This window comes from Sphingobacterium sp. G1-14 (assembly GCF_002196555.1).
GTDB lineage: Bacteria > Bacteroidota > Bacteroidia > Sphingobacteriales > Sphingobacteriaceae > Sphingobacterium > Sphingobacterium siyangense.
In genome coordinates this window covers 2,226,054-2,249,216 of the sequence record NZ_CP021381.1, presented here as the reverse complement: position 1 = coordinate 2,249,216, position 23,163 = coordinate 2,226,054, and the positions used below count along the sequence as shown (strand labels likewise).

The window sequence follows — 23,163 nt, the reverse complement described above, 5'->3', positions numbered from 1 at the left end:
TGATAGGACAATATACATATTGTCCTATCACCCTATTAAAGTATTAAGCTGAAGGTTTGTCGTATTAAAATAACGATTAGCGTCTGCCGGCAAATTCCATCGTAAAGTGGTAGTTCTCATCGATTGCCATTGGCTTGCGATCTACTTTACGAAAATCCCGTGCTTCTTCAGTCCATAGAAAAGGATAAAACGAAAAAACTTGATTACCATTCAACGATTTGACGTCTTCACTCCAGTCTTTCCATTTAAATGTTTCATAAAACTGTCTGATATCCCCTTTCAAAGCCCAAAAAACAAAGTCCGAATAGCCACATTCCAAACTTTCCCATTGCAAGGTATCTTGAGCAAAATAATAGACCTGTCCAATAGCATCTCCCAGAGCGCTGGCATTGATGGCAAAATAACCACCCAAAACATCGTCAGCTATAAGAAGAAATCCTCCTTTTTCGCCTTCCTTGTCAAAACTTTTGCCCTTATTCCACTCCATAATTCCGCGGTTCAGCTTTGGCGAACCGGAGCCTAAAATTCGCAACCAGCCACCATCGATCAGTATACCACCGCTTTGATGAATAATGGCCCCCATCGGAGATTTCGTCGTAATTTGTGCCCTTAAAAGTTCCTCATCAGCCCGCTTAGGGTTTTGAGGAAGCACTTCATATGAATTTGTCGCTTCCTTCAACCAGCCCTCAACCAGCTTCCATCCCGAATTACCTGTATCAATCAGTTCTTTTAGACTTTTCATTTCTTGTGCTTTTATATGCTAATATCAATGATCCTCCACACAAACGGGAGGATCATTGATATTAGCATTTTTGCCGAAATTAACACAATTCTTTATCGCATCCAAATTACAGCTTGCACAAGAACGTATCGAAAAAAAATATTCATCGAAAACATGAACATAAAGATTAGGAACCTTGCATCTATTTTAAGTAATTTTAGGTTATGCAACATGAATTAGAAAAACTCAGATACCCCATAGGTCGTTTCGCGATACCCGATGTAATTGACAGCTCCCTGTTGAATGACTGGATCAAGACAATTGCAGATTTTCCGGCTCGGTTAAAATCCGAAGTCGGCGACCTTACGGACAGTGCGCTAGAGAAGCGTTACCGTCCTGACGGATGGACTATACGTCAGGTCGTTCACCATTGTGCCGACAGCCATATGAATAGCTTTGTCCGGTTCAAATTGGCCCTAACGGAAGAAGATCCAACCATCAAATTATATGAAGAAAAATTGTGGGCCGAACTTCCCGACGCCAAAATAATTCCCATAGAAAGTTCGGTAAAATTGCTTGAAGGTCTACATGAACGTTGGGTCATACTGCTGAAAAGCCTTTCAGCCGAACAACTTGAAAGGGGTTTTATTCACCCCGTTACCAAAAGACTAATTTCTTTAAAGGTCAATATAGGCCTGTATGCATGGCATTGTAACCACCACCTCATGCATATTGTCAACGCCAAAAACCATTGATGGAATTACATAGCACAATGATCTTTTGACTGCCAGTCAAAAGATCATTGTGCTAAATTCACTTTATTGCCTTCACTTTACGACAATGACATCGCCCAAAAAAAGGCTAGCAATCCTGCAATCAGGAGTCCAATAAAACCCGACAGAAAAAACGACAGAAAATAATACCCCGCGGTTCGTGTTTTTTTCTTTACGATATGAACAATACCTACCGTTAACGTATAAATCGTTCCAAATCCAAAAAAAACAATCATGATCAAGTCGATCAGAATGCCACTAAAATCTATATTTGCTGATGATAACATGATTTACTTTTTCTTTTTAAATAGTTTACTAAAAAAGGAAGAACTTGCATTTGAATCATCGGACTGATTATCCCATTGCAATAAATCCTGTTCGATATCCAGTTCATTGATTTTTGCAAAACCTAACCAATGGACAAATTTTTCCTGATTTCTAAATGTAGGATCATTCTTGTAATAATCCAATAAGCGCGCTGTGGCACTTTCGTAAACGCCGTAGTCATTGGCACGCTCAAAATAGTGGATCGCTTTTTTACTGTCCTTTTTAAATTTCAGTCCCTGATCATAGAGCAATCCATAATAAATATTGGAATAACTATTTTCCTTATCTCTTTTCAAGTAAACCAATAGACGATCGTAATCTTCCAAACTGTAATAGATAGAGGCCATATTGCTGTTGTTTTCAACTAATTTTAATTCCGCTTTCTGATAATAAGTGAGGGCTTTTTCCAGATCTTCTTCAACATAGATCCCACTTGAATAAAAGTAACCTAAATTGGACAAAGCATAGCCATTCCCCAACTCGGCTCCTTTCATGTAAGCATCAAATGACTTTTTCAAGTCTTTGTTATAGCCGATTCCATACTGAAAGAGGTAGCCAATTGCATTCCAGGCAGGGGCATATTCTTTTTGGGCGGCCTGTTCATAATATTGAATTCCCCTGTCCAAATCTAAAAAACGATTGTCTTCGCTATCGGTATCCGTAAAGATATTCCCAAGTTCATGCATGCTGCTTTCATTTCCCTGGTCGGCAGAAAAGGTAAAATAGCGCATCGCCTTTTCAACATCGCCCTGCCGGTAGCAGTCTAAGGCCATATGATACAAGGTATAACTATCATAGCTGGATTCAAAATTATCGCCCTTTGCAGTCTTCCATCGTTCAAAAAAACGACTACATACATCAAAATCTTCTCCTGACAATTGATCCAGCTTCTTCAGAAATTGGCCATATTGTTCTTCCTGAATTACTTCCACACCATCGTAGCCTTTTTTATACAAGCGGTCACCTTGCAATAACATCAGATCCTGATAGTGATTAACGCTTGCACAGACATAATCATAGGCGGAGCTGACGGCCCTTTGCACTGCGTCAAAATAGTAATATCTTCCCGCATGGTCTTTCAGAATAAAATAATCCATCACCGCAGCATAAACAATCTTCACATAGTGCGTTGAGATCGGGATCAGCCAGGCCTTTTCAGCGGCCTGATAGATCCCACTTCCGGCAGCTGTTTCGATGATATAGCAATCCCAGGCACCATTACCGAAATCAGTCCCCCCTTGAATGGATTGCATTACCAAGTCTTGCAGTACATAGGCCCGGGCTTCCAGATCAAACAAACGAATGCTACCGGAATTGGCAAAGAACAATGCAGCTCGACCGTTTCCAGCATTGAGTATATCAACATCTTTGACCAAGAAAGTTCCATCGGGAGACAAAACAGATTTTTTCTTTTTGCTATTCAAATTGACCGCATAAAAATCAAACAGCAGTTCGCTCAGTGTACCACTGGCAAAAGCACCAAGTAAAATGCCTCTGCTGGAATAATAATGACGCAGTTTATTTTCGGGAATATCTTGATAGATAAATCCATCATAATCTATGTCAAACGGCTTGTCTGTACCAAAAACATTGAAGAACTGACCTTGGGCGTCGATAATGTAGTATTGCTGATCTTTCTTTCCCTGGTAATAACCGAAAGCAAAATCTTCGAGTTCATCATATTCAAGTGGTATGATTATTTCTCCGTTCCCGACGTTGATCAATCCGTATTTTTTAGCTAAGCTCACCTTACCAACGGTTGATCCAACTCCATATTGGGCTGGTGCTGCCGATGAATAAATACAGGGAATAGTTTCTTCTCCGCCCCTATTCAAATAACCGAACAGGTCATTTTTCTTTATGACAGCGATCCCTTCATAGTCAAAATCACCAATTTCCTGATAGCTTGCTTCGACCTTCACCTCCCCTTTTGCATTGCGTATCCCCCAAAGCCCCTGGTCTTCAAAAAATTGATTATCCAGACTATCAATCGCTTCGCTATTCCACCAGCCCAAGCCATAGTTGCCCCATTCCAGCTCGAGCATCGCTAAAAAAGAAGTATAACCAGCGGGAAGCAAAATAGATTCGAGCTCAGCTATGGACTGTTTTTCGATTGCTTTTTCATAGGGCAAATTCTTCTCATAGACTTCAAATGCAAAATCTTTTGCCTGTTGACTATGTTTAACATCGCTCATGTTAAATACATCACTCGCGTTCAGCTGGAAGTAATCAAAGGGCAAACCGTCCAAAAAATCGAACAGTTTCCCGATAGCTGCCATGGCCAACGCATCTGAATTTAACCTATATTCACGAATGAGCAAATCATAAAAAGCGCGAAGCTTACGGATTCCAGGCTCCTTTTCGGAATAAACTAAGGTACCTTTTGCCTTCGGATTAGCAGCAAATAAGGGTAAAAAAAGCGGCGGAATCACATAGTTCCATTCCCCTAAATAATGCGGAAAGTAATCTTGATCCTTCTTATCTGTATTGTAAATATATATGCGATGAGCCATTTTCTATGCGATAATAATTCACTTACTATTGATCAATTTCAACAGCATTTTCTTTAGCAAAATTTAACCAAAACTCGTATTTATCCACGTTTGCTGCAGCTCCATGCGCAGCATACAGCTGCAGCAAACGATTGACAGCATAGGCATACACGTTTTCTTCATTGGCTTGCTCATAGTAACGGATCGCTTTTGGCAAACTTTGTTTAACGCCCAGTCCTTCCTCATACAAAATCCCATAATAAATAGCGGCAAATTGATTTGTGGTATCCCTTTTTAAATAACGCAATAAGTTCGCGTAATCTTGTTTTTGATAATAGATTTCTGCCATTTGCGCATCGTTGGGGATACCCGCTTTTTCAGCTTGTTTAAAGTAATCTAAGGCTAAGGCATAGTCCTGTTCCACATAGGCTCCTTCGTAATACCAATTCCCTAAGTTGGTCATGGCTTGCGCCTCTCCAAGCGCAACAGCTTGCTGATACCCTTTTAAGGCCTTCGAAATATCCAATTCAACACCATGCGCTGTCGCATATAGAAAGGCCCAGTTATTCCATGCCTGAGCATGGTTCTGCGCCATTGCCTGTTCATAGAAGAACTTTCCCTTTGCGATATCCATTCCATCGTAGCCTGCATCTGTATATATATTTCCAAGGAAATATTGGCAGTCTGCACTGCCCCGATCGGCCGCGATTTTGAGCAGCCGAATGGCTTCGGAGACCTTCCCTTCAGCATCGAGCTTCTTCCCCCTTTCAAGCAGTGTGTCATTATCGAAATACTGTTCATATCCATCACCCTTGCGTTTCGTCCAGGCTTGATAAAACTGCACAAAATAGCTTTGATCACGCCCCTGTAGCTGATAACGTTCTGTATATAAATGCCCGAATGCTGTTTCGGGTATCTCTATCACATTCCGGTTTAGGTCGAGATGAAAGATCTTCTCTCCCTTAAAAAGCAACAGGAGTTCGCCTGAGATTGCCTCAGGTGCTGGATAATGAAAAGGCGAACAAATATAATCGTAAAGCTCACTGCAAAAGTTAAGCTTCGTATCGAAATAGCGCATTCCCACAGGACAGTGTATGCGCATAAAATCCAAAAAGCAATGTTCGATTTTCTGATGGGTAATAGCAGGTTCAAGTAACCATTCCCCCCGATGAGCATCATAAATCCCCTGTCCTTGAACACAGCTTACGACAAAAATATCTTTGCGGTATTGCTGTATGCTATCTACAGCTACTTTATCTATCAGGCTATCCATCAGTCGAAATACCCCCTGTTCAAGCGAGTAAATCTGCCATCTTTTATTTTTGAGATAGGCAATACTTTGATAGCCATCCAAGACTATAATCCGATCAATTCCTTCATCCAAAATATTACCATCGGGTTGAATGACGGCAATTTTGGGCTGTAGCTTATTGGGTTTAATCCAAAAATATCGATTGGCTAGCGGCTCCAGACTACCTTCCAGAAAAGTCCCTAAATACTGACCGTCCATTCGGTAATATTTCCTTTTTATCGTTCCTTTTTGCCGGTTATAGAACAGCTTGTTATAGTCATACATAAACGGCTCGGGTGCAGGATCTGAAATAATCAATCGTCCTTCAGCCGAAAGGAGAATGTGGCTATCCCCTTGTCTTGCGTTTATAAATCCATAGGCAATCCAGTCAAGTTCATCATAGATTGCAGGTATGCTCAGCTGTTTGGCATCTATATGCAGTACCCCACGTTTTCCTGCCACTTCTACTTCAGCGTAATTGTTACCATTGATATGCCGCGCATCGAAAGCGTCGCTATATTGACAGGACAGCAGCTCAGCGCCGCTAGCATTGATATAACCATATTGTCCATTTGATTGAACTACCGCAATCCCCTGATCGTTGAATTCAAATATCTCATCATAAATCGCGTCAAGCAAAATATCACCTTTAGCATTTTTTAATCCTTGCTTTCCCTCTACTTCAAAAACTTCCGTTCCTGGTCCTTTCAACACCTCTTCTGCCCATAAGCCCAAGCCATAATCAATCCAATCGGTTTGAAGAGCATCTAAAAATGAAGTATAACCAGACTCTTTCACAAGCGGGTCCAGCGGATCTAAGGACTGTTCTTCGACCGCTTGTTCATACAAAGCGGCCTTCATTCTTATTTCCGCCACCCAATCTTTGGCCTGCTCCGCGCCATTTTCTTCATTCATGGTAAAAACATCGCGTCCATCGATTTGAAAAGTATCGAAAGGCAAAGCCTCCAAAAATTCAAACATCCTATTGACAGGCTCAAAATATATTTTTTTATAATGCAATTGATACCTATCAGCCAACAACGCATAAAAATAGCGCAGTCGTGCGATCCCATCTTCCTTGTTTGCATAAAGCTGGCTGCCTTTGGACCGGATATTGGCGGAAAATAAAGGTAGCATCAGGAAAGGAATTTCATAATTCCATTCGGCCAGATAAGAAGGATATGTTTCTTTGGTCTTGAGATTTACATTATAGATATAAATACGATGTGCCATGCGCGAATTTTTCTGTTTGTCGTTATATCGCAGTAATCCATTCCATATGACAAGAATCATGCGAATGCTGTAAAAATACCGTATTTATCATTTTTTTTATTTAGCGGAAAACAGGGATTTTTTTCTCAGCCTATTTTAGGCAACTTTGGTTTGGATTTTGTAACGGAAAGAACAATGAATCATGTCAAATACAGTTATTATATCGGCGCATTGATACTTCTTTCATTGCAAATTGCCTGTCAGGAAAAATCAAAGCCACAGGAAGCACACCTAGCACCCGCAAAAACGACGGAAAGACCAGTCAAAGATACCGTCTTAAAAGACACCGCATTGCCAAAACACGCCAAACTGGATAGCATTGACCATGCCAATGCGCAAAGTGTACTGGAATCTGATGAAGTCACCACAGCTTATGTAAACCTAGCTTCTCAAGACAGCATCATACGCCTACATTCGAATATACGTTTAGACCATCGCTTCTTTGGCTATGAGCAGGCAGATATAGGCTCAAAAAAACTACTTTTATTTTCCATCTTTACCAACGATGTGGAACACAATCCATTTCAACTCAAACTGGGCGCATATTACGATACCTCTGGCTTAGACAGTAAAGGCTCAAAACTAAAATATGTGGACACAAAGGGTGATTTTGTGCAAGCTAAATTCATCGATTCGACCGATATACCGGTATGCACGATCTATTTCGAAAAAAAATGGGTCGAGATCGAATAAAAAACATGTATAACCAATTTCAAAAAAGTACAACTAACCTAAAACAACCATGAAGTTCACTATAAAAACTATTTTTCTACCCTGTATAGCATTGCTTTTTAGCTGCCAACAAAAGAATGAGGCTCAAAAAACAGCCATTGCAGTTAGTACCCCAGCCAGTATAGACACTTTACAGAAAAAGGAGGCGATGAAATCCACACCCAATGATGACCTGGCTCTTTTTAATCAGCTCTATCCGATTGATATTCTTCAGCCGGAGAGCAAAAATAGTTTCAAGAAATATGGTATCGAATTTTCAGGAATATGTTATGCCTGTGATCTTGCAGAAATCAAAATAAATAAAAAACAGCTGCTTTTGGTCAATGTCTGTGATTCCAATGAAATCTATCAGATTAAAGAATTTACCGCTATCAGCAACGACACAGGCCTAATCATAAAGACCCAGCACAATGAATTTATCTTCAAGCGAGTAGAGAAAGAGCCTATTTTCGAATTACAAATCAAGGGGGATTCGCTGTTGCTAAAGAATAAACGTATCGCAAAATACTACACCCAGAAATCTTTGATCGATCAATTTGAAGTACATGATTGTGGTGATTTTCAGGGTTAGCACCGGCTTGATTTCGTTGGTATTCACGAATAGCAACAGATCAGGAGAATAAAACAATCCCGATTATTAATAAATGACCTTATACGAATTATTTCATTTCTGCCTGCTCCCCCTGTTCTACTTATACTTCAAAATAAAACCCCGATTCAGTAAGTTCTTTATATTTTACCCTATCAAAACTATAAATCTTCGCAGCCCTGGCACGCCGATCTTTCTGCTTATCGCTGTGGTCGATCAATAAACCCATGCTGAGGATTTTTTTTCGAAAATTCCCACGGTCAATTGACCGTTGCAAAACAGTTTCATACAAATTGTGCAAATCGGGCAAGGTAAACTGTTCGGGCAGCAGCTCAAAACCGATCGGCTGATAACGTATTTTCCCTTTGAGCCTTTCGATGGCGGTATTCAAGATCTGTTTATGGTCAAAAGCGAGGTCTTTATTTTCAGCAATGCCAAACCATTTTACAGCTTCAATATCCGCACCCGCTTCCAAAATATACGTTTCAGGCTTGACAAGCGCATAATAAGCAATGCTGATCACTCTTCCGCGCGGATCACGCGCTAAGTCTGAAAATGTATAAAGCTGTTCAAGGAAAATATCCTTGAGACCGGCCTCCTCCTGCAGTTTACGAAGCGCACAGTCGTCGGCGGTTTCTTCTTCCTGAATAAAACCACCTGGAAAAGCCCATTTTCCCAAGAAAGGTTCTATTGCACGTTTGGTCAATAATACCTTAAGCTGGTTTTTATCAAAACCGAAGATCACACAGTCAACCGTTACTGCAGGCCTCGGATATTCATATACATATTTTTTTGCTGAGCTTGCCATGTACTACAAATTTACTTCGGTTGACAATTTGATCTGTATCCCATATTTTTCTTTTAAAGCATCAAACTGCAGGAAGGTTTGCTCTTCAAATCCGGCAATCGGCGACATGCAGTCTATCAATAAGGTAATACGGGAGGTGATGGACCGATCATGTTCAAAATACTCCAAAATCTGCACCGCCGAAGCCAATACGCAATGGCTTGATGCCTCTCCCGCGATATAAATGGCATCGTGTGCCCGTATTGCTTCAAGTACAGCATGGTTTACGAATTTATGACCATCATATTCGGCTTTAATAATACCATACATTTCCGTATTCGGATCCTGTCCTTTGTAAACCAAGACTGGTTTTACCTGACGCACAGCACTATGAAAATAGAGCATATTCGTAAATTGACTCTCAAGCTGTGCGCCAGAGGTCCCCTCCAAACAGTGATATGGCCAGATACACAATTGTTTTTTTCCCTCAGCTTCCAAATGCTGAAGATAATCCAGCGCTAAGGCTGTATGGCCATTCACAGCACGCCAGATACCATCGCGGACATCAGCATAGCGAATGATGGTAAATGGCTCCGGATGATTTCCTTCCGTATCGAGCCACCAATCGGCATGGAAAATCTGCATCATCGAATGACAATCAAGACTGCACATCACTTGTGTCAGCGAGCCCAAATTACGGTACATCCATTGTGTTAGACGCTGAACATCTGCTTTGGAACCATTGACCGCAAGACTCCCAATAGATTCCATAAAATCGTTCTGAACATCTATTGCCAAAAGCAGCGTCCGTTTCAGGTCCGAAGCTGCAGGCCTGACCTGCTCCTTTTCTGCCAATGCCAGCATTGCCGGTATATTATCACTTTTGCCGCTGGCAATATGCTGCACATCGACAATCTGATCAAATGGTGTTATCATGCTATTCATTTTCTTTCATCAATATTTATTTCAACGCCGCATTTATTACGCAAAACGATGAGGCCATTAAACTTTTCCTCCAATTAAAAATCATCTTCATTAAAGCATAGTTTTTGTCTCTTGTTAGCTGCTATGAAGTGCTTGCGTCGATTGCCATAACTAGCCGATTGCCTTAACTAGTTAAAATTAACCCTTGAACGTAGGCACTGCTGCAAACTTGTGCGCAGATTGTTGTATACGTTTACGAATAAGTTCATCTATAACCGGGTTGCCCGATGTACCTTTCAAAATAAACCCATCGATTTGCGCATAAGTCATTCCCAGTTCATCTTCATCTGTCTGTCCTTCCCAAAGGCCGGCAGACGGACTTTTATACTGAATAGATTCGGGTACGCCCAGGTATTTTGCCAAGGTATATACTTCCTGTTTGGTAACCATTGCCAACGGATTCAGATCGTAGGCGCCGTCGCCCCATTTCGTAAAATAACCTACCGTAGCTTCGGCCATATTCCCCGTACCAATAACAAATCTGCTGCCCAGTTGCGCAAACTGATACAAATATGTCATGCGAACACGTGGGCGAATATTTGCAAGGCTCAAGGCGCGGTTAGCGGCTGTGGCTTCCGCGACAAATTGTTCTTGATGAATTGCCAACGCATCCACAGCAGACTGAATGTCAAACACATGAAACGGAAAATCAAACTTCTGAATAAGCTCCATCGCATGCTGATGACTTTTACTATTATTCATATCGCTGCCATAGGGCATCATGACCAAGTGAACATCTACTTGTGCCAGACGGCATAAGCAGGCCACAACACTGCAGTCGATACCACCGCTCATTCCCAATACAAGTCCCTGACGGCCTGCAGATTTCACTTGCTGAGCAATCCAGGATGCCATCAATTGTGCATACTGTGCAACGTTTTCATCCTGGATGAAAAACGGTTTGTTTACGCTATTTTCCATATACTCGAATTGTTTCAGTTTTCAATCTATTCCTTATTTCTTCAAAACGCGTTGTGTGTGTAAATTCACCATCCAAATAACAGGTTTGGAGTAGGTTTCTACTTTCCAGTTCAGCTATAGTTTTTGGATTCAGGTTATCTATTAAACGAAATTCATCATTTTCGAATACCACAGCCACCATACCCTTTTGTGACTTCTTAAAGTTTCCGGTATCTGTAGCCGGACGTTTCTGAATTGCTTTAAATTCTCCATTGACAATTTCGGCAGTTCCTTTTAACGCAAAACCAAAAGTATCGCGTGTAACATATTGATAGGTATAAGAGCCTATTCCCAATATGGTATTGGTGGAAGCAAAGCCCTTATCGAGCAAACCTTGACATATTTTATCGGCTCTATCCACTGTAATGGAATCACCATAAACCACTCCGATATGTGGATCCAGCTCCTTAAATCCCTTGCTGTTGGTTGTACCGCCAAAAAGTTCAAATAAACGTTCGACGATACCTTTCCGAACGGTACTGCGATCAGATGCCACATCACCACAGATAATTTTTACAGGATCGCCACTATCGGGGCGAATAACAACTTTTCCTTCCCTAGCCATAATAAGATCTTTCAGTTTCGGCAATACGTTGTCAACTACATTCCAGAGGTCATATGTATCCGACACAATGGAAATATTTCCACTTGGGTATACCTTGGTGATCAGATGCCGAAATGCTTCCACTTCATCCTCACCATAAGAACACATCACACTGTGCTCCGTAGACGGGGTATACATCATTACATCACTTTTTGCATGATAGTAGGATTTCAGATACTCCCTAACGGAAAGCGTAGCTGAGACACCGAAGCTCAACAGATGCCCCCCAGCTGTACGATAAGCCGTTTCAGGAGAGCCCATGCCACGCATGGAAAAATCACCGGCTTGGGTAAAGACTTTATTGACGTCGCCCGTTTTCTCGGCAAAACCCGTCAATAATCTTTTATAGCGATCTGCAATTGTCGCTGCTGTCATCGGTGACCAGATATAGGCCGATAATTGTGTTTCCAGATAACCCGGAAGCCAGAAAAAATTGGGATGTGTATTTTCAATGGTAAACATTGGCACGCCAATAGGCACCAGGCTGCCTTCCGGCAAAGCATTTACTTTGATTGGAAGGTACCCCAGTCGATGTAGATCGCGAATATGTTTCGATTCATGCATCGATGCGAACTTCGTGTTTGTATTTTCAAAAACAGCTGCTATTGCCTCTTCGTAAGCCGCCACGACCTCCTCTTCCGGTTGAGCAAAAAAGTTTGCATCAAATGAATTCGTGATTTCGGCCAAGGCCCCCTGCAATCCAAAAAATACAACATGACTAATGCCTTCTATGCGGGACATGCGCGGCGTCCAAGTCTCATAAACCCATTGCGTATGTGCAGGGTATTGATCCTTATGGCACAATTTATAACCATCTGTCCAAAGTATTGGATTCATGCTCATTGATTTAAACATAGCTTTCAGTCGTTAAGTTGATATAATTTATTTTGGGGTGCTTGGTATCCATCATAGAATTGGTGGTAAAGACATTGGTTATCGGTGAATCATCATTCAGCAGGTTCCCTTTAAAAATTCGGGGTTCGCAATGCGTGACCAAAAGATAGACTGCACTGGCTCCCATTTCTTTCAATATTTTCCCTGCCCAAAGAAATGTTCCCCCTGCCGAACACAGGTCATCGACAATAATACATTTTGCGCCGAGCGGAATATCTCCGGCCTTAAGTTCCATCCCTTCGATCCGGCCTGTTTGTGGATTCCGCTTTTTCTCAAAAATACAGCTATTTTCATAGCCGCTGTTGATGTAACGTGCGGCAGCTCCTTTATCCGGAAAAACAATCCGATCTGATTCCGAAAACTCAAGTTTTTCCATTAATTGTGGCAACCAGTCCAATGCCGGATAAATCCCTACACTGTTCGCTAGTAGCTCCAATGTCACATTGGAATGCGGTTCGACAACAGATACCGCATCAAATTGCAAACTATTGATAAACTCCGACACATATTTCAATGTAAACAAATCACCTTCAATTTTGCGATCCATACGGCTATAGGGCATATAACGGATCAGTAATCTGCAAGATTCGGTAGGTATTTCATCCAATCGCTTTTTGACAAAAAGCAAGCGGATTAAATCTCCATCCTCCTGATAAGTAAATTCAATGAGATTGTTCTTTAAGATCAACTGATCAAAATCTTTCACTTTTGTCTCCCCATTTGGAAATTGCTCTGTGACTATCTGATGCTTATTTAATACAATCATAGCTTTTAATTTTGCTTTCTACTATTGAGTACTTTTTACTCAACAAATATGAAGATTAAATTTAAGCTTGCAAAATATATTGAGTACTTTTTACTCATAAAATCAAACAACAATACATATAATACTGTATATCAGTAAAATAATTTAGATAAAACAGCGTAGCAAAAAATTCATCCCCCATTTCTAAATAGTAAACATGAAACTGATTTCCTGATTAGCGTATAGCTGATCAAGATAAGTATTAAATCGAAACATATGGATATCAAGTCATATCTAACAACAATTTTTAATCAGTATTTAGACAGTCATTAGTCACTGATTATACAGTCTACACTGAGTCATCACTGAACAAGCACTGAACGATCACTGAACAAACAATGTTAAAATATCGAATTTGATATCGCTCTGATCCCTGTTTGCTACTACGGTTTCCCGCTCTTCGTTCGATTAACGGATAGAAAGAAAACACGTCCTACAAGACAAAAAAATGTGATGGAAATATTGACTGCACAAGCCTATAGGAGCTGTTCAGGTGATAAAAAACCACCGAGAGACAGTTCCAATAAAAATTAGCTGATTATAGGGATTGAAATTTTGCGATAAAACATGATCTTTGTCTATACCAAAGTCACAAAATTCTTTGTCAGCCCACAAATGTGCTAGCAAAGAATTTGAATTACTTAAGCATAAAGCATGGAATTAGCCAATCTTATCAAACAGGATATTGAGTCAATTTTACAGATTGAATCTCAAGACATCAAACAATTGGTCGAGGACTATCGCGAAGACTTAATGGATGCGGATACCTATGACGCCATTGATGCGTACAATATGCTCTATTCGAATATTTATGAAATGTCCGAGGAAGAATACCTCGATGCTTTTCGTACGCTGGGAGAAGCCTATCCAAACTTCGGCAAGGCCGATGAAAATGACATCCAAAAATCAATCGCTGAATTAGAACGATTAAAACATGCTTTTAATGAACTACAACTCCATACAACAGAAGGTAAACAGCTTCTAGCATTACAATTAGCGGTTTTGGAACTGGACATTCAGGTCTACCAAAAACAAACTTTATCGCCGACTACACTTGAGATACAAGCTGAGATCAATTTATTGGAAACCGAATCGTTTGGATTAACCAATCAGATCAATCTGTTTTTAGAACAATACCACGATTAGTTATGCAATCATTTTATCCGATGAATCGCCTGTGGTTAAAAACAGGTCTTTGCATGCTTTGCTTACTGACCGGTCTCGCAACATCGTTGTTTGCAGATCAAAACAAGATCGTTTTTCAGTCACAGCAGCAGCCAGGAAACAGATTACCCTTTTACATTACGGACCAAGGGACGCTTTGTTATAATTTGCCGGTGGACACCATGGGCGTATATGCCATACAGATCGATCTCAACAGGCTTTTCCCGACCGCAACGGCAGAGCATCTTCGTTCAAAATATTATGAACTATCAGACAGCACAATAACAATAATCAACTATGCCGAACCGGCTACCGCCATCAACTATAGGGTTACTGATAACAACTTTGTCATATCCAAGTCCTCCAATTGGCTCGCGGACTACCAACCTGAATTTCAATTCATCGCTTTGGACAGCCTCAAACACATGGAGAACTTATTCGACACGAACGATTTGGGCGGCCTAATGCAGTTGGAGGCAACCAAGCTCCCTTTTGAAAATATACTTTTATTTTTTAGTCAGCTGCATGGATTTTCCACAGTAGAGGAATTTAGCAGCAATGCCATTCATCGGATTTTAGAAAAGGATCAGTATGCTATTGCCAAACAATTTCATCACTTATTTCTGACGAGAAACAGACAAGTCGATGATTTCGAAGTACTGAAGGCGGCAATAGAAAAAAACGATATGGATTTTATCCGTAAAACCTCTTTAAATAGTCTGAACCGTCTGGGTATAGATGAAGTTAAAGCGGATTATAGCTTCACACAATGTACATTACTTGGAAAAGCGATCTTAATGAAAAACAACATTGCCATAGATTATCTTTTGCAGAAAGGTGCCACCACGGAGAAAGTATATCAATATGAATCCGACGTATTATCTGCTTTTCAACTCGCCGAAAAGACCAAGTCAAAGAAAATCATTAAACTATTTCAGTAAATCATACATAAAACAATGAAAAAGACACTTATTTACCTCATATCTCTTGTTAGTTATCTTCTGATCATCGCAGTGCTGACATTACCAGTTCATGCGCAAAAAAAGCCAATGGTTCCCAAGCAATCGAAGGCTAATTCAAAACTACCCCAGTTCAACGATGGCGATATGATCTTTCAGTCTTCTATTTCACCGCAATGCAAGGCGATCCAATTAGCAACGCGTTCTCCGTATTCCCATTGTGGAATTATTTTTTATGAGAACGGTAAACCTTATGTACTGGAAGCTGTACAGCCCGTAACTGTAACTAAGTTAGAACACTGGATTGTGCGTGGCGAAAAGCAGCATTACGCGGTTAAACGCCTCAAAAATGCAGACCAGGTACTGACCAATTCGACACTGGCCAAAATGAAAGCAATCGGCAAAGATTTTATCGGCAAAAATTACGACGCGACATTCGAATGGTCAGACGATAAGATCTATTGCTCGGAATTGATCTGGAAAATATACCAGCGTGGAGCGAACATCGAAGTTGGGAAGCTTGAGAAACTAAAAGATTTTGATTTAAGCAGCCCCGAAGTGAAAACTAAGCTGAAAGAACGTTATGGTAACAATGTTCCGCTGAATGAAACGGTCATATCACCCGCCTCAATTTTTAATAGTCCATTGTTGATTACGGTGAAGAGTAATTATTAAGCAGGCTTGCCCCTATTTTTGAAGCTGAACAACATTTCCGCCATTTAATTTACTTTCTTCGGCTGCATCTATAAATGCGCATATTGCCAGAGTTTCCTTTTCGTCAACCGGACTTACACCCGTTTCGAAAAACGGAAGGATCTTATCCAACAATGGGCCGTATCCCATAAATTGTCCCAAATGGACAATCTGATCTTTCAAAAAAACCGTTCCACCAAAATCATCCTTTCCCTCGCGAATACCCCGAAGTGAGGCAACTCTTCCATCCGCCCACTCCCCAACATAAAACGAAGTACCCTGTTCCTGAATAGTCTTTACCGAGCGGCATCCCGGTCCCATCAATGCAAATAACATTTCGACCCCATGGATGCCATACCAATACAGATCCTTATGCGAAGGTTCCGTTACTGCCGGACAATAGACATCTGCGCCTATTACCTTAGTCCTATCCAACTCCTGAAGTCCGGTAATATAACGCAAGGAGCTTGATGAAAAAACAGGGCAATCGTAGTTTTTTGCTGATTGAAAAATTTGGAAAGCGTCTTTATAGGAATTCGCTATTGGTTTATCAATAAATAAAGGTTTTTTAGCTTTGATTACTTGAAGTGCCTGCTCCAGATGAAGATTTCCATCATTAGTCTCCAAAAACACATAGTCCACTTTTTTCAATAGCTCGGCAATACTTGATACAATCGAAACACCGAGCTGTTGCACTTCCGCTGTAATTTTCGGAATACGCTCAATACTTAAGGGAATTGTTTTGCTTCCGTAGGGATAAGCCGCAACAACCCTGTATTTTCCGTAGGGATGATTGCTAGCAGCCGTATTAATCGCTCTTGTAAAAGCAACAGCGTGTGTAATGTCTAGCCCAATGATCCCTATCTTTTTTACGTTACCATGCTCCGAGAACACCTTATTATTCGCATTAACGGCATAGGATAATCCAAATGCAAAGGAGGCCATCAAGAATTTTTTTCTATTCATTTGATTCATTCAAAAGGGAAATAGCTGCATTGACTAAAACAGCGATTGATGTTTCGAAAGCCTTTTCATCCAGATTGAACTGTGGATTATGAAGACCATATTGTGTGGCAGAATCGTCATTATTTGTGCCTATCAACATAAACAAGGCGGGATAACGATAAGAATAATAAGCAAAATCCTCGGCCGCCATCCAGATTTCGAGATCTTGTGGCACACTATTCCCCATCGTCTCCGCGATAATAGTTTTGACTTTTTGCGTTAACGCGGGATCATTATAAAGCGCGGGATAACCATGCCGGACTTCAACTTCTACCTTTGCACCAAGCGATACGGGAAGCGTCGCCGCTATTTCAGCAACCATTTCCAGCGCCTCCTTGCGCCATACCTCATCCATTGTACGAAATGTTCCGGCTAATTTGACTTCCTCGGGAATAACATTGGCCGCGCCATCTCCAATAAAACGACCAAAGGTCAATACAGATGGTACATCAGGGTTGGCTTTCCGACTGACAACTTGCTGTAAGGTGGTGAGTAACTGCGCGCCGATCATAATGGGATCAACAGCCCGATGTGGCTCCGCAGCATGGCCACCGCGTCCCTTAATGGTAAAATAGAACTCGTCGCTCGAGGCCATAAATCGCCCGGAACGTAAACCGACTTTTCCTACAGAAACACGGGGACTTACATGTAAACCCAGCACAGCTTTAATCGTTCCACCGAAAGATTCCAGAATCCCGGATTCCAAAACCTGAATCGCTCCGCCAGGAATCTTTTCCTCAGCAGGCTGAAATAGCAAAACAATTTTACCGGAAAACTCCGTTTTATAATCATTTAATATAGATGCGGCCCCCAATAGATTAGCCGTATGAAAATCATGACCACAAGCATGCATGACACCACTATTCTTCGATTTATATCCCACATCATTTTGCTCGTCTATCGGTAAAGCATCAATATCTGCCCGTAATACCACAATATCATCACTTGCCGATTTTTGACCGGTCAGCACAGCCACAACACCTGTTTGAGCGACAATCTCAAATGGTATCCCCAAATCCCCGAGTTGTTGCTGAATATAGGCACTTGTCTCGTATTCTTGGAAAGACAATTCAGGATGCTGATGAATATGTCGACGTATTGCAACGATTTTCGGAAAAATGTTCTCTATCTTGGTATTTAATTCTTTCAGTATTGGCTTGATCATCTGGATAAGTTTTAAAAGTTTAACACTTCAACAAGTTAAGCTAAAAATAACGTACATAAAAATAGAGCACCAACACCGTTATAATTATCCACCATAAGGTCGGATTTCGAAATCCACGGTAAGCGGCTTTATCTTGATCCGGCACCTGAAAAGAATCGCCCGTCAACACAAGATTTTTTAACCTTGCTTCTGAGACCGCAGGTGTCAACAAACTGACCACGGCGCAAGCAATCATACAAGTCCAGAATACAATACCTGTTCTATTAAAAAATGGCATTTCAGGTAAGGCATATTCCAAAAGTAAAGAAAGGGGAATTGTCAGTAAACCTGCTGTCAAAGCACCCTGCGATGTGGTTCTTTTCCAAAAAACCCCCATTAAAAACATCGTTGCAATGCCTGGTGTAAAAAGACCGTATAGATTCATCAAATAAAGGAAAACTGGTTTATCCGAATAACTGATCAGTACAACCGCACTCATGATTCCGAGCACGATAATAGCGACTCCGGCGCGCTTACCAAAACGGACTGCTTCGTAGTCACTTGCATTTTTATTAATATACTGGCTATAGATATCGACGGTCAGAATCGTTGTACAGGAATTGATCGCTCCTGAAATATGGGACATGATAGCCGAAATTAACCCTGCCATCACCAAACCAACCAGACCTTTGGGCAATAAGGTTTCCACGAGTGTCGCAAACAGCAAATCAGGCTGATCGAGATGCGGCAGGAATTTTGGAGCCACCAACGCCGGAATAGTAATAATCAAGGGAACCAAAAATTTAAGATAGTCACCAAAGATGACACCCATGCGCCCATGCCATTCATTTTTTGCCGCCAATACGCGCTGCACAATAAATTGGTTCGTAGCACAATAAAACACGCTGATACACAACAGTCCGCCTAAATACATGGTCCAGGGAAAGTCAGGATCAGATGCGGGATAAAACATTTTCCAATCCTTGGAGGATTCTACCACAGACTGAAAACCTCCTGCCGCATCAATGGTGGCAAAAGTTAATACTATTCCGCCCAGCACCAAAATGACAAGCTGTACCATCTCCGTCCATATCACCGCTTTTAGACCGCCTAAAACGGTATATAAACCGGTCAAAATTGCCATTCCAAAAATACTGTATAAAATAGGAATGCCGAATAAAGCGTGCAACGACAGACCGCCCAAATAAAGAACGGCCCCAATCTCCACAAAAACATAGGTAAACAGGATCAAAATAGCGTACAACACGCGGGTAGCGTTGCCATATCTTTTTTCGAGGTATTCAGGAATCGTATAGAAACCATTGCGGATATAAAAAGGGAGAAATATCCATAATAATGCATTAAAACCGATTAGAATCGCTCCCCATTCCAGGGTAATCGCGACAAAACCGCGACTATAAGCAGCCCCCATAGCGCCAACGAGATGATGGCTACTGATATTTGCGGCGATGATACTTCCGCCAATCATCCACCAAGGCAACTTATCACCCGCAAGAAAATAATCCCGCTTAGAGGCGGAGTTTTTTTTCGAAGCGTATAAGCCCAATACCACTATACCAATAATATATACGGCAAAAATAACGACATCAATCCAATCGAGTTTCATCGGTCAATAATGTTTGAATTCCTAATTTAGTTTGTTCAATAAGTATTTCAAGACCGCCGCTGGCATAGGGGCTCTGCCACACGGCATAAATATCCTTATCATAAAGCTCCTTCGGTGCGAGATACCCCACATAGCCATTCGCGATATTGATAAAAACGATCGTATGATCTGGAAATTGGGCTCTCACTTCAATTTGATAACAGGAATAGGCTTCGTTGGCCTGCGCCACCAACACGGCATCTCCCATTTTCCAGATCCACACCGGAATAATAGCTTCTTGTTGATCTCCAATGGATTTACGGGTATTATATTTCCGCCAAAGGCGATCTTTCATAACACGATCCGTACAGCGTTCGTATTCACTCAAAATTGCTTCGGGACTAGGCAGCTTTTTGTAAGGCACTTTGATGGATAATACCCTTTGCTTAAGATCAATTGAAGCAGTCTGTTCCCGAAATCCCCAACAGGCCAGTGGAGCCCCCGAAATCAAGGATTCCTTAAAAACCCAGTTTTTATGACTATGCTGTTCCTGGGCCAGCGTCGCGAGAACAGCATAACCCAACTGCTTTCCGTTGGCTTCGACCAATGCTGGATCCTTTACATACTGTCTCCGTGGAGCTAAATCACCTGACGCGCCCTGTAAAAAAAGACAAGGCACGGATAAGGAGCGTTCTACTGTATTTCGCATTTCGCCCACAAAATCGGGCGAGAGCAGATCATTCTCGTGAGCAAAGCTGGTTGGGTGGCAGGCATAATTACAAATAACCGCTTTTAAGCTTTCAGTTTCATCATACAGCCGTCCGACCAACAAGGTTGTATCTGCTTCTTTCAATGGATTGTAACCAATCAGATAATGAGAATCCACTTCCAGATCGCGGTTGCTTGCCAAATCACATACACCATAGTTCCAGGTTAGACTCCCCTTAAATAAACCACTTTGTGCCATTTCAACACAAGATATCGCCTGTTGTTTGAGGAATTCAAGGTACGGCAAAATCAGTTCACCTCCAGGTTGCGCTGCATCTGTCGAACAGATGCTAGGCCCCGCATGGGTATGCGATAGCGCAAAAATCAGCTGCGATTCAGCCAGATTAAAATGACTGAGCAATGCTAATCGTAAATTTTGTTCATCAGCTGCATTTTTCCACCAGCCTAAATCAGCGGTTAGCAGGATTGCTGGCAAGCCATCGCAGGATTGCATATATAGACAATGCATCATCAAAGGTTGATGAACAGCCGTTGCCTGGTCAAATGCAGCCGCCCCCCAATTACGGGAATAGATGCCGATCGGTGGAGTAATATCACATTGGCTAAGTCCAAATCGTCCGTACAAACTACCCGTCGTTTCTTTCAAGAGGTCTTTCTGTTTCATACGTTAAGGTCTAATCAAAGACAGTCCACCATCCATCACAATTGCGGTACCAGTCATATGTTTACAATTGTCCGAACAGATCCATAGCACCTGTTTAGCAACCTCTTCGGCTTCTATAATCTGGCCAAGTGGCACCACAGCCTTTGCTTTCATTTGAAGTTCGGCGTTTGATGACCAGACCACTTTGCTCAACCCGGCATTGACATAGCCTGGTGCAATTTCGTTGACACGAATTCCATATGTTGCGTATTCAAGAGCCATGGCCTGGCAAAGCATACGTAGCCCAGCCTTAGAGACACTATAGGCCGGTAAATTTTGATGCACGGCATGTGCAGCCCAGCTACCCATAAAAACGATCGAACCCGCAAGCCCAGTCTCCACAAATGACTTCGCACAGGCATTCGCCAGGAAGAATGAACCGTCGAGATTAACGGCCATTTCATTCTTCCATTCCTCGTTGCTTAACGTGCTGAAGTCTTTAATAGTGACACATGCGGCATTCGCGATACAGATGGATATTGCACCCAACTCCTGCCTTATGCGTTGTACCCAGGCGTCAACCTGCCTGGCGTCTGCAACATCGACCTGATCATAAAACAAACGTGCTCCAGCACCATCCAACAAGGGCCACCGCGCTCTCGCCACCTGCGGCTCAAACCGATCCGAGATGCATACAATTGCCTGCTGGGTCAAAAATGCTTCGGCCATAGCCCTTCCGATATCACCAAGTCCCCCACTGATCAATACGACTTTATTCTTATATTCCTCCATTATCGCTCTTTTTAGACTACCAATCCCCTACACTACCGTCTTTATAGAAGGTTCGCTGCAAAATTTCCTGTTGAAAAGGATGCTTCTTTACCTCTTCTTCATTGATTTCAATACCCAAACCGGCGCGCTTATTTGGCAGAACAATCCGCCCTTTCTCTTGAACTGTAAACCCTTCGGTAACCACGTCCTGGCGCCATTCAACGTCCTTATGCACACTTTCGCAAATAATATAAGATGGTGTTGCAAATCCCAGCTCAATGGAGGCGGCCGTACTCACAGGTCCCTGAGGGTTATGTGGCGCCATAGATACACGGTAAGCATCAGCCAAAGCTGCGATCTTACGCGCTTCAGAGAGACCGCCACAATGGGTAATATCAGGTTGAATCACACTCACTGCCCGCTTCTCGAGCATATCCCGAAATGCATGCACTCCGATCAAACGTTCGCCTGAAGCTATAGGTGTCGTCACCGCCCGTTGAATCAAGGCAATATCTTCCATGGACTCTGGCCAACATGGCTCTTCAAAGAAATACAGGCCATAAGGCTCCAATGCTTTCGCAAATTGCATCCCCATACGTGGGCTTGGCCGTGCATGGCAATCCACCATAATATCAATATCGTCGCCGACAGCGTCACGCATCGCCTTCACGCAAGCTTCAGCATATTTAATTGGACGAAGACCTTCCAAAGACATTGTCTCTGGGACAGCCATCGATTTAAAAGCGGTAAAACCCTCATCAACAGCTTTTAGCGCAAGATCACCAAATCGTTTGGCATCATCCGGAGCAGTCTCATAAAAATCCTCCATGCGACCTCCACCTAAATGACAATACAAACGGATATAATCACGCACACGGCCTCCCCACAACTCGTGACAAGGGACATTGTGAATTTTACCTAGAATATCCCATAAGGCGATGTCGATACCACTGATGGCCGTACCACGAACGATCCCGTTTCCATGCCAGAAGTGTTGTCTATACATCATCTGCCACAGGTATTCAATACGACGCGGATCTTCACCGATCAACAATTGAGAAATATCTTTGATTGCTCCGACCACACTTTGCGTATGCCATTCCAAGGTGGCTTCGCCCCAGCCCCAAAGTCCGGGCTGATCGGTAATAATTTTGACAAAAATCCAATTTCGCATGCGCGCATGGCACACAAAGGTTTCAATAGCGGTTATTTTCATAG

21 protein-coding genes are annotated in these 23,163 nt (G+C 42.0%); 6 read left to right on the top strand and 15 right to left on the bottom strand.

Annotated elements, in window-relative coordinates:
* Positions 1 to 76: 76 nt before the first annotated feature.
* On the bottom strand, positions 77 to 742 hold the full coding sequence (locus tag CBM24_RS09295) for a DUF2625 domain-containing protein (RefSeq protein ID WP_088160991.1): 666 nt from the start codon (positions 740 to 742) through the stop codon (positions 77 to 79).
* Between the two features lie 203 nt (positions 743 to 945).
* Here CBM24_RS09295 and CBM24_RS09290 point away from each other — a divergent pair, with 203 nt between their 5' ends.
* Positions 946 to 1,476 (top strand): YfiT family bacillithiol transferase, encoded by a 531-nt coding sequence (locus CBM24_RS09290; protein WP_075991918.1) that lies wholly within the window; start codon positions 946 to 948, stop codon positions 1,474 to 1,476.
* A gap of 77 nt (positions 1,477 to 1,553) precedes the next feature.
* On the opposite strand, the gene CBM24_RS09285 is transcribed toward CBM24_RS09290, so the two are convergent.
* The 3 genes from CBM24_RS09285 to CBM24_RS09275 are packed head-to-tail and all read right to left on the bottom strand — an operon-like array spanning position 1,554 to position 6,897.
* Entirely contained in the window at positions 1,554 to 1,781 is a 228-nt protein-coding gene (locus CBM24_RS09285) for a hypothetical protein (RefSeq protein ID WP_075991917.1), read from the bottom strand.
* Between the two features lie 3 nt (positions 1,782 to 1,784).
* Positions 1,785 to 4,334, bottom strand: coding sequence for an SEL1-like repeat protein (locus CBM24_RS09280; protein WP_088160990.1), 2,550 nt, complete (start codon positions 4,332 to 4,334; stop codon positions 1,785 to 1,787).
* A 25-nt stretch (positions 4,335 to 4,359) separates the two neighbouring features.
* Positions 4,360 to 6,897 carry an SEL1-like repeat protein gene (locus tag CBM24_RS09275; protein ID WP_083663560.1) on the bottom strand — a complete coding sequence of 846 codons (2,538 nt, stop codon included), beginning with the start codon at positions 6,895 to 6,897 and terminating at the stop codon, positions 4,360 to 4,362.
* A 114-nt stretch (positions 6,898 to 7,011) separates the two neighbouring features.
* Between CBM24_RS09275 and CBM24_RS09270 the strand changes: the two genes are divergently transcribed.
* Positions 7,012 to 7,569 carry a hypothetical protein gene (locus CBM24_RS09270; RefSeq protein ID WP_088160989.1) on the top strand — a complete coding sequence of 186 codons (558 nt, stop codon included), beginning with the start codon at positions 7,012 to 7,014 and terminating at the stop codon, positions 7,567 to 7,569.
* A 49-nt stretch (positions 7,570 to 7,618) separates the two neighbouring features.
* Positions 7,619 to 8,179, top strand: a complete 561-nt coding sequence (locus CBM24_RS09265; RefSeq protein ID WP_088160988.1) for a hypothetical protein — start codon at positions 7,619 to 7,621, stop codon at positions 8,177 to 8,179.
* Between the two features lie 121 nt (positions 8,180 to 8,300).
* Here CBM24_RS09265 and CBM24_RS09260 read toward each other — a convergent pair whose 3' ends face one another.
* From CBM24_RS09260 to CBM24_RS09240, 5 genes are all read right to left on the bottom strand, one after another.
* The gene (locus CBM24_RS09260) at positions 8,301 to 9,005 is read right to left on the bottom strand and encodes an NUDIX hydrolase (RefSeq protein ID WP_075991913.1); all 705 of its coding nucleotides are present in this window, start codon (positions 9,003 to 9,005) and stop codon (positions 8,301 to 8,303) included.
* Between the two features lie 3 nt (positions 9,006 to 9,008).
* Positions 9,009 to 9,920, bottom strand: a complete 912-nt coding sequence (locus CBM24_RS09255; protein ID WP_075991912.1) for a hypothetical protein — start codon at positions 9,918 to 9,920, stop codon at positions 9,009 to 9,011.
* A gap of 186 nt (positions 9,921 to 10,106) precedes the next feature.
* Complete coding sequence (gene nadE / locus CBM24_RS09250) at positions 10,107 to 10,889, bottom strand: NAD(+) synthase (RefSeq protein ID WP_075991911.1); 783 nt, start codon at positions 10,887 to 10,889, stop codon at positions 10,107 to 10,109.
* The gene (locus CBM24_RS09245) at positions 10,879 to 12,369 is read right to left on the bottom strand and encodes a nicotinate phosphoribosyltransferase (protein ID WP_198386073.1); all 1,491 of its coding nucleotides are present in this window, start codon (positions 12,367 to 12,369) and stop codon (positions 10,879 to 10,881) included. Before CBM24_RS09245 ends, nadE begins: the two co-directional genes overlap by 11 nt.
* Positions 12,370 to 12,379: 10 nt before the next feature.
* Positions 12,380 to 13,192: a phosphoribosyltransferase gene (locus CBM24_RS09240; RefSeq protein ID WP_088160986.1), complete on the bottom strand. Its 813-nt coding sequence runs from the start codon at positions 13,190 to 13,192 to the stop codon at positions 12,380 to 12,382.
* Positions 13,193 to 13,885: 693 nt separating this feature from the next.
* Here CBM24_RS09240 and CBM24_RS09235 point away from each other — a divergent pair.
* Genes CBM24_RS09235 through CBM24_RS09225 form a run of 3 tightly spaced genes read left to right on the top strand, consistent with a single transcriptional unit; the run spans position 13,886 to position 16,029 of the window.
* Positions 13,886 to 14,377, top strand: a complete 492-nt coding sequence (locus CBM24_RS09235) for a hypothetical protein (protein WP_088160985.1) — start codon at positions 13,886 to 13,888, stop codon at positions 14,375 to 14,377.
* A 2-nt stretch (positions 14,378 to 14,379) separates the two neighbouring features.
* A complete protein-coding gene (locus CBM24_RS09230) occupies positions 14,380 to 15,336 on the top strand; it encodes a hypothetical protein (RefSeq protein WP_088160984.1) in 957 nt (318 codons plus the stop codon).
* A 15-nt stretch (positions 15,337 to 15,351) separates the two neighbouring features.
* The gene (locus CBM24_RS09225; RefSeq protein ID WP_088160983.1) at positions 15,352 to 16,029 is read left to right on the top strand and encodes a YiiX family permuted papain-like enzyme; all 678 of its coding nucleotides are present in this window, start codon (positions 15,352 to 15,354) and stop codon (positions 16,027 to 16,029) included.
* Positions 16,030 to 16,041: 12 nt separating this feature from the next.
* Here CBM24_RS09225 and CBM24_RS09220 read toward each other — a convergent pair whose 3' ends face one another.
* Genes CBM24_RS09220 through dgoD form a run of 6 tightly spaced genes read right to left on the bottom strand, consistent with a single transcriptional unit; the run spans position 16,042 to position 23,161 of the window.
* Positions 16,042 to 17,013, bottom strand: coding sequence for a Gfo/Idh/MocA family oxidoreductase (locus tag CBM24_RS09220; protein ID WP_232475742.1), 972 nt, complete (start codon positions 17,011 to 17,013; stop codon positions 16,042 to 16,044).
* Positions 17,006 to 18,217, bottom strand: coding sequence for a M20 family metallopeptidase (locus tag CBM24_RS09215; RefSeq protein WP_088160981.1), 1,212 nt, complete (start codon positions 18,215 to 18,217; stop codon positions 17,006 to 17,008). Before CBM24_RS09215 ends, CBM24_RS09220 begins: the two co-directional genes overlap by 8 nt.
* Before the next feature lie 40 nt (positions 18,218 to 18,257).
* Positions 18,258 to 19,823 carry an SLC5 family protein gene (locus CBM24_RS09210; protein WP_088160980.1) on the bottom strand — a complete coding sequence of 522 codons (1,566 nt, stop codon included), beginning with the start codon at positions 19,821 to 19,823 and terminating at the stop codon, positions 18,258 to 18,260.
* The gene (locus tag CBM24_RS09205; RefSeq protein ID WP_088160979.1) at positions 19,804 to 21,195 is read right to left on the bottom strand and encodes a hypothetical protein; all 1,392 of its coding nucleotides are present in this window, start codon (positions 21,193 to 21,195) and stop codon (positions 19,804 to 19,806) included. Before CBM24_RS09205 ends, CBM24_RS09210 begins: the two co-directional genes overlap by 20 nt.
* A gap of 3 nt (positions 21,196 to 21,198) precedes the next feature.
* A complete protein-coding gene (locus CBM24_RS09200; RefSeq protein ID WP_232475741.1) occupies positions 21,199 to 21,966 on the bottom strand; it encodes an SDR family NAD(P)-dependent oxidoreductase in 768 nt (255 codons plus the stop codon).
* A gap of 16 nt (positions 21,967 to 21,982) precedes the next feature.
* Positions 21,983 to 23,161 (bottom strand): galactonate dehydratase, encoded by a 1,179-nt coding sequence (dgoD, locus tag CBM24_RS09195; RefSeq protein ID WP_088160977.1) that lies wholly within the window; start codon positions 23,159 to 23,161, stop codon positions 21,983 to 21,985.
* Between the last annotated feature and the right edge of the window lie 2 nt (positions 23,162 to 23,163).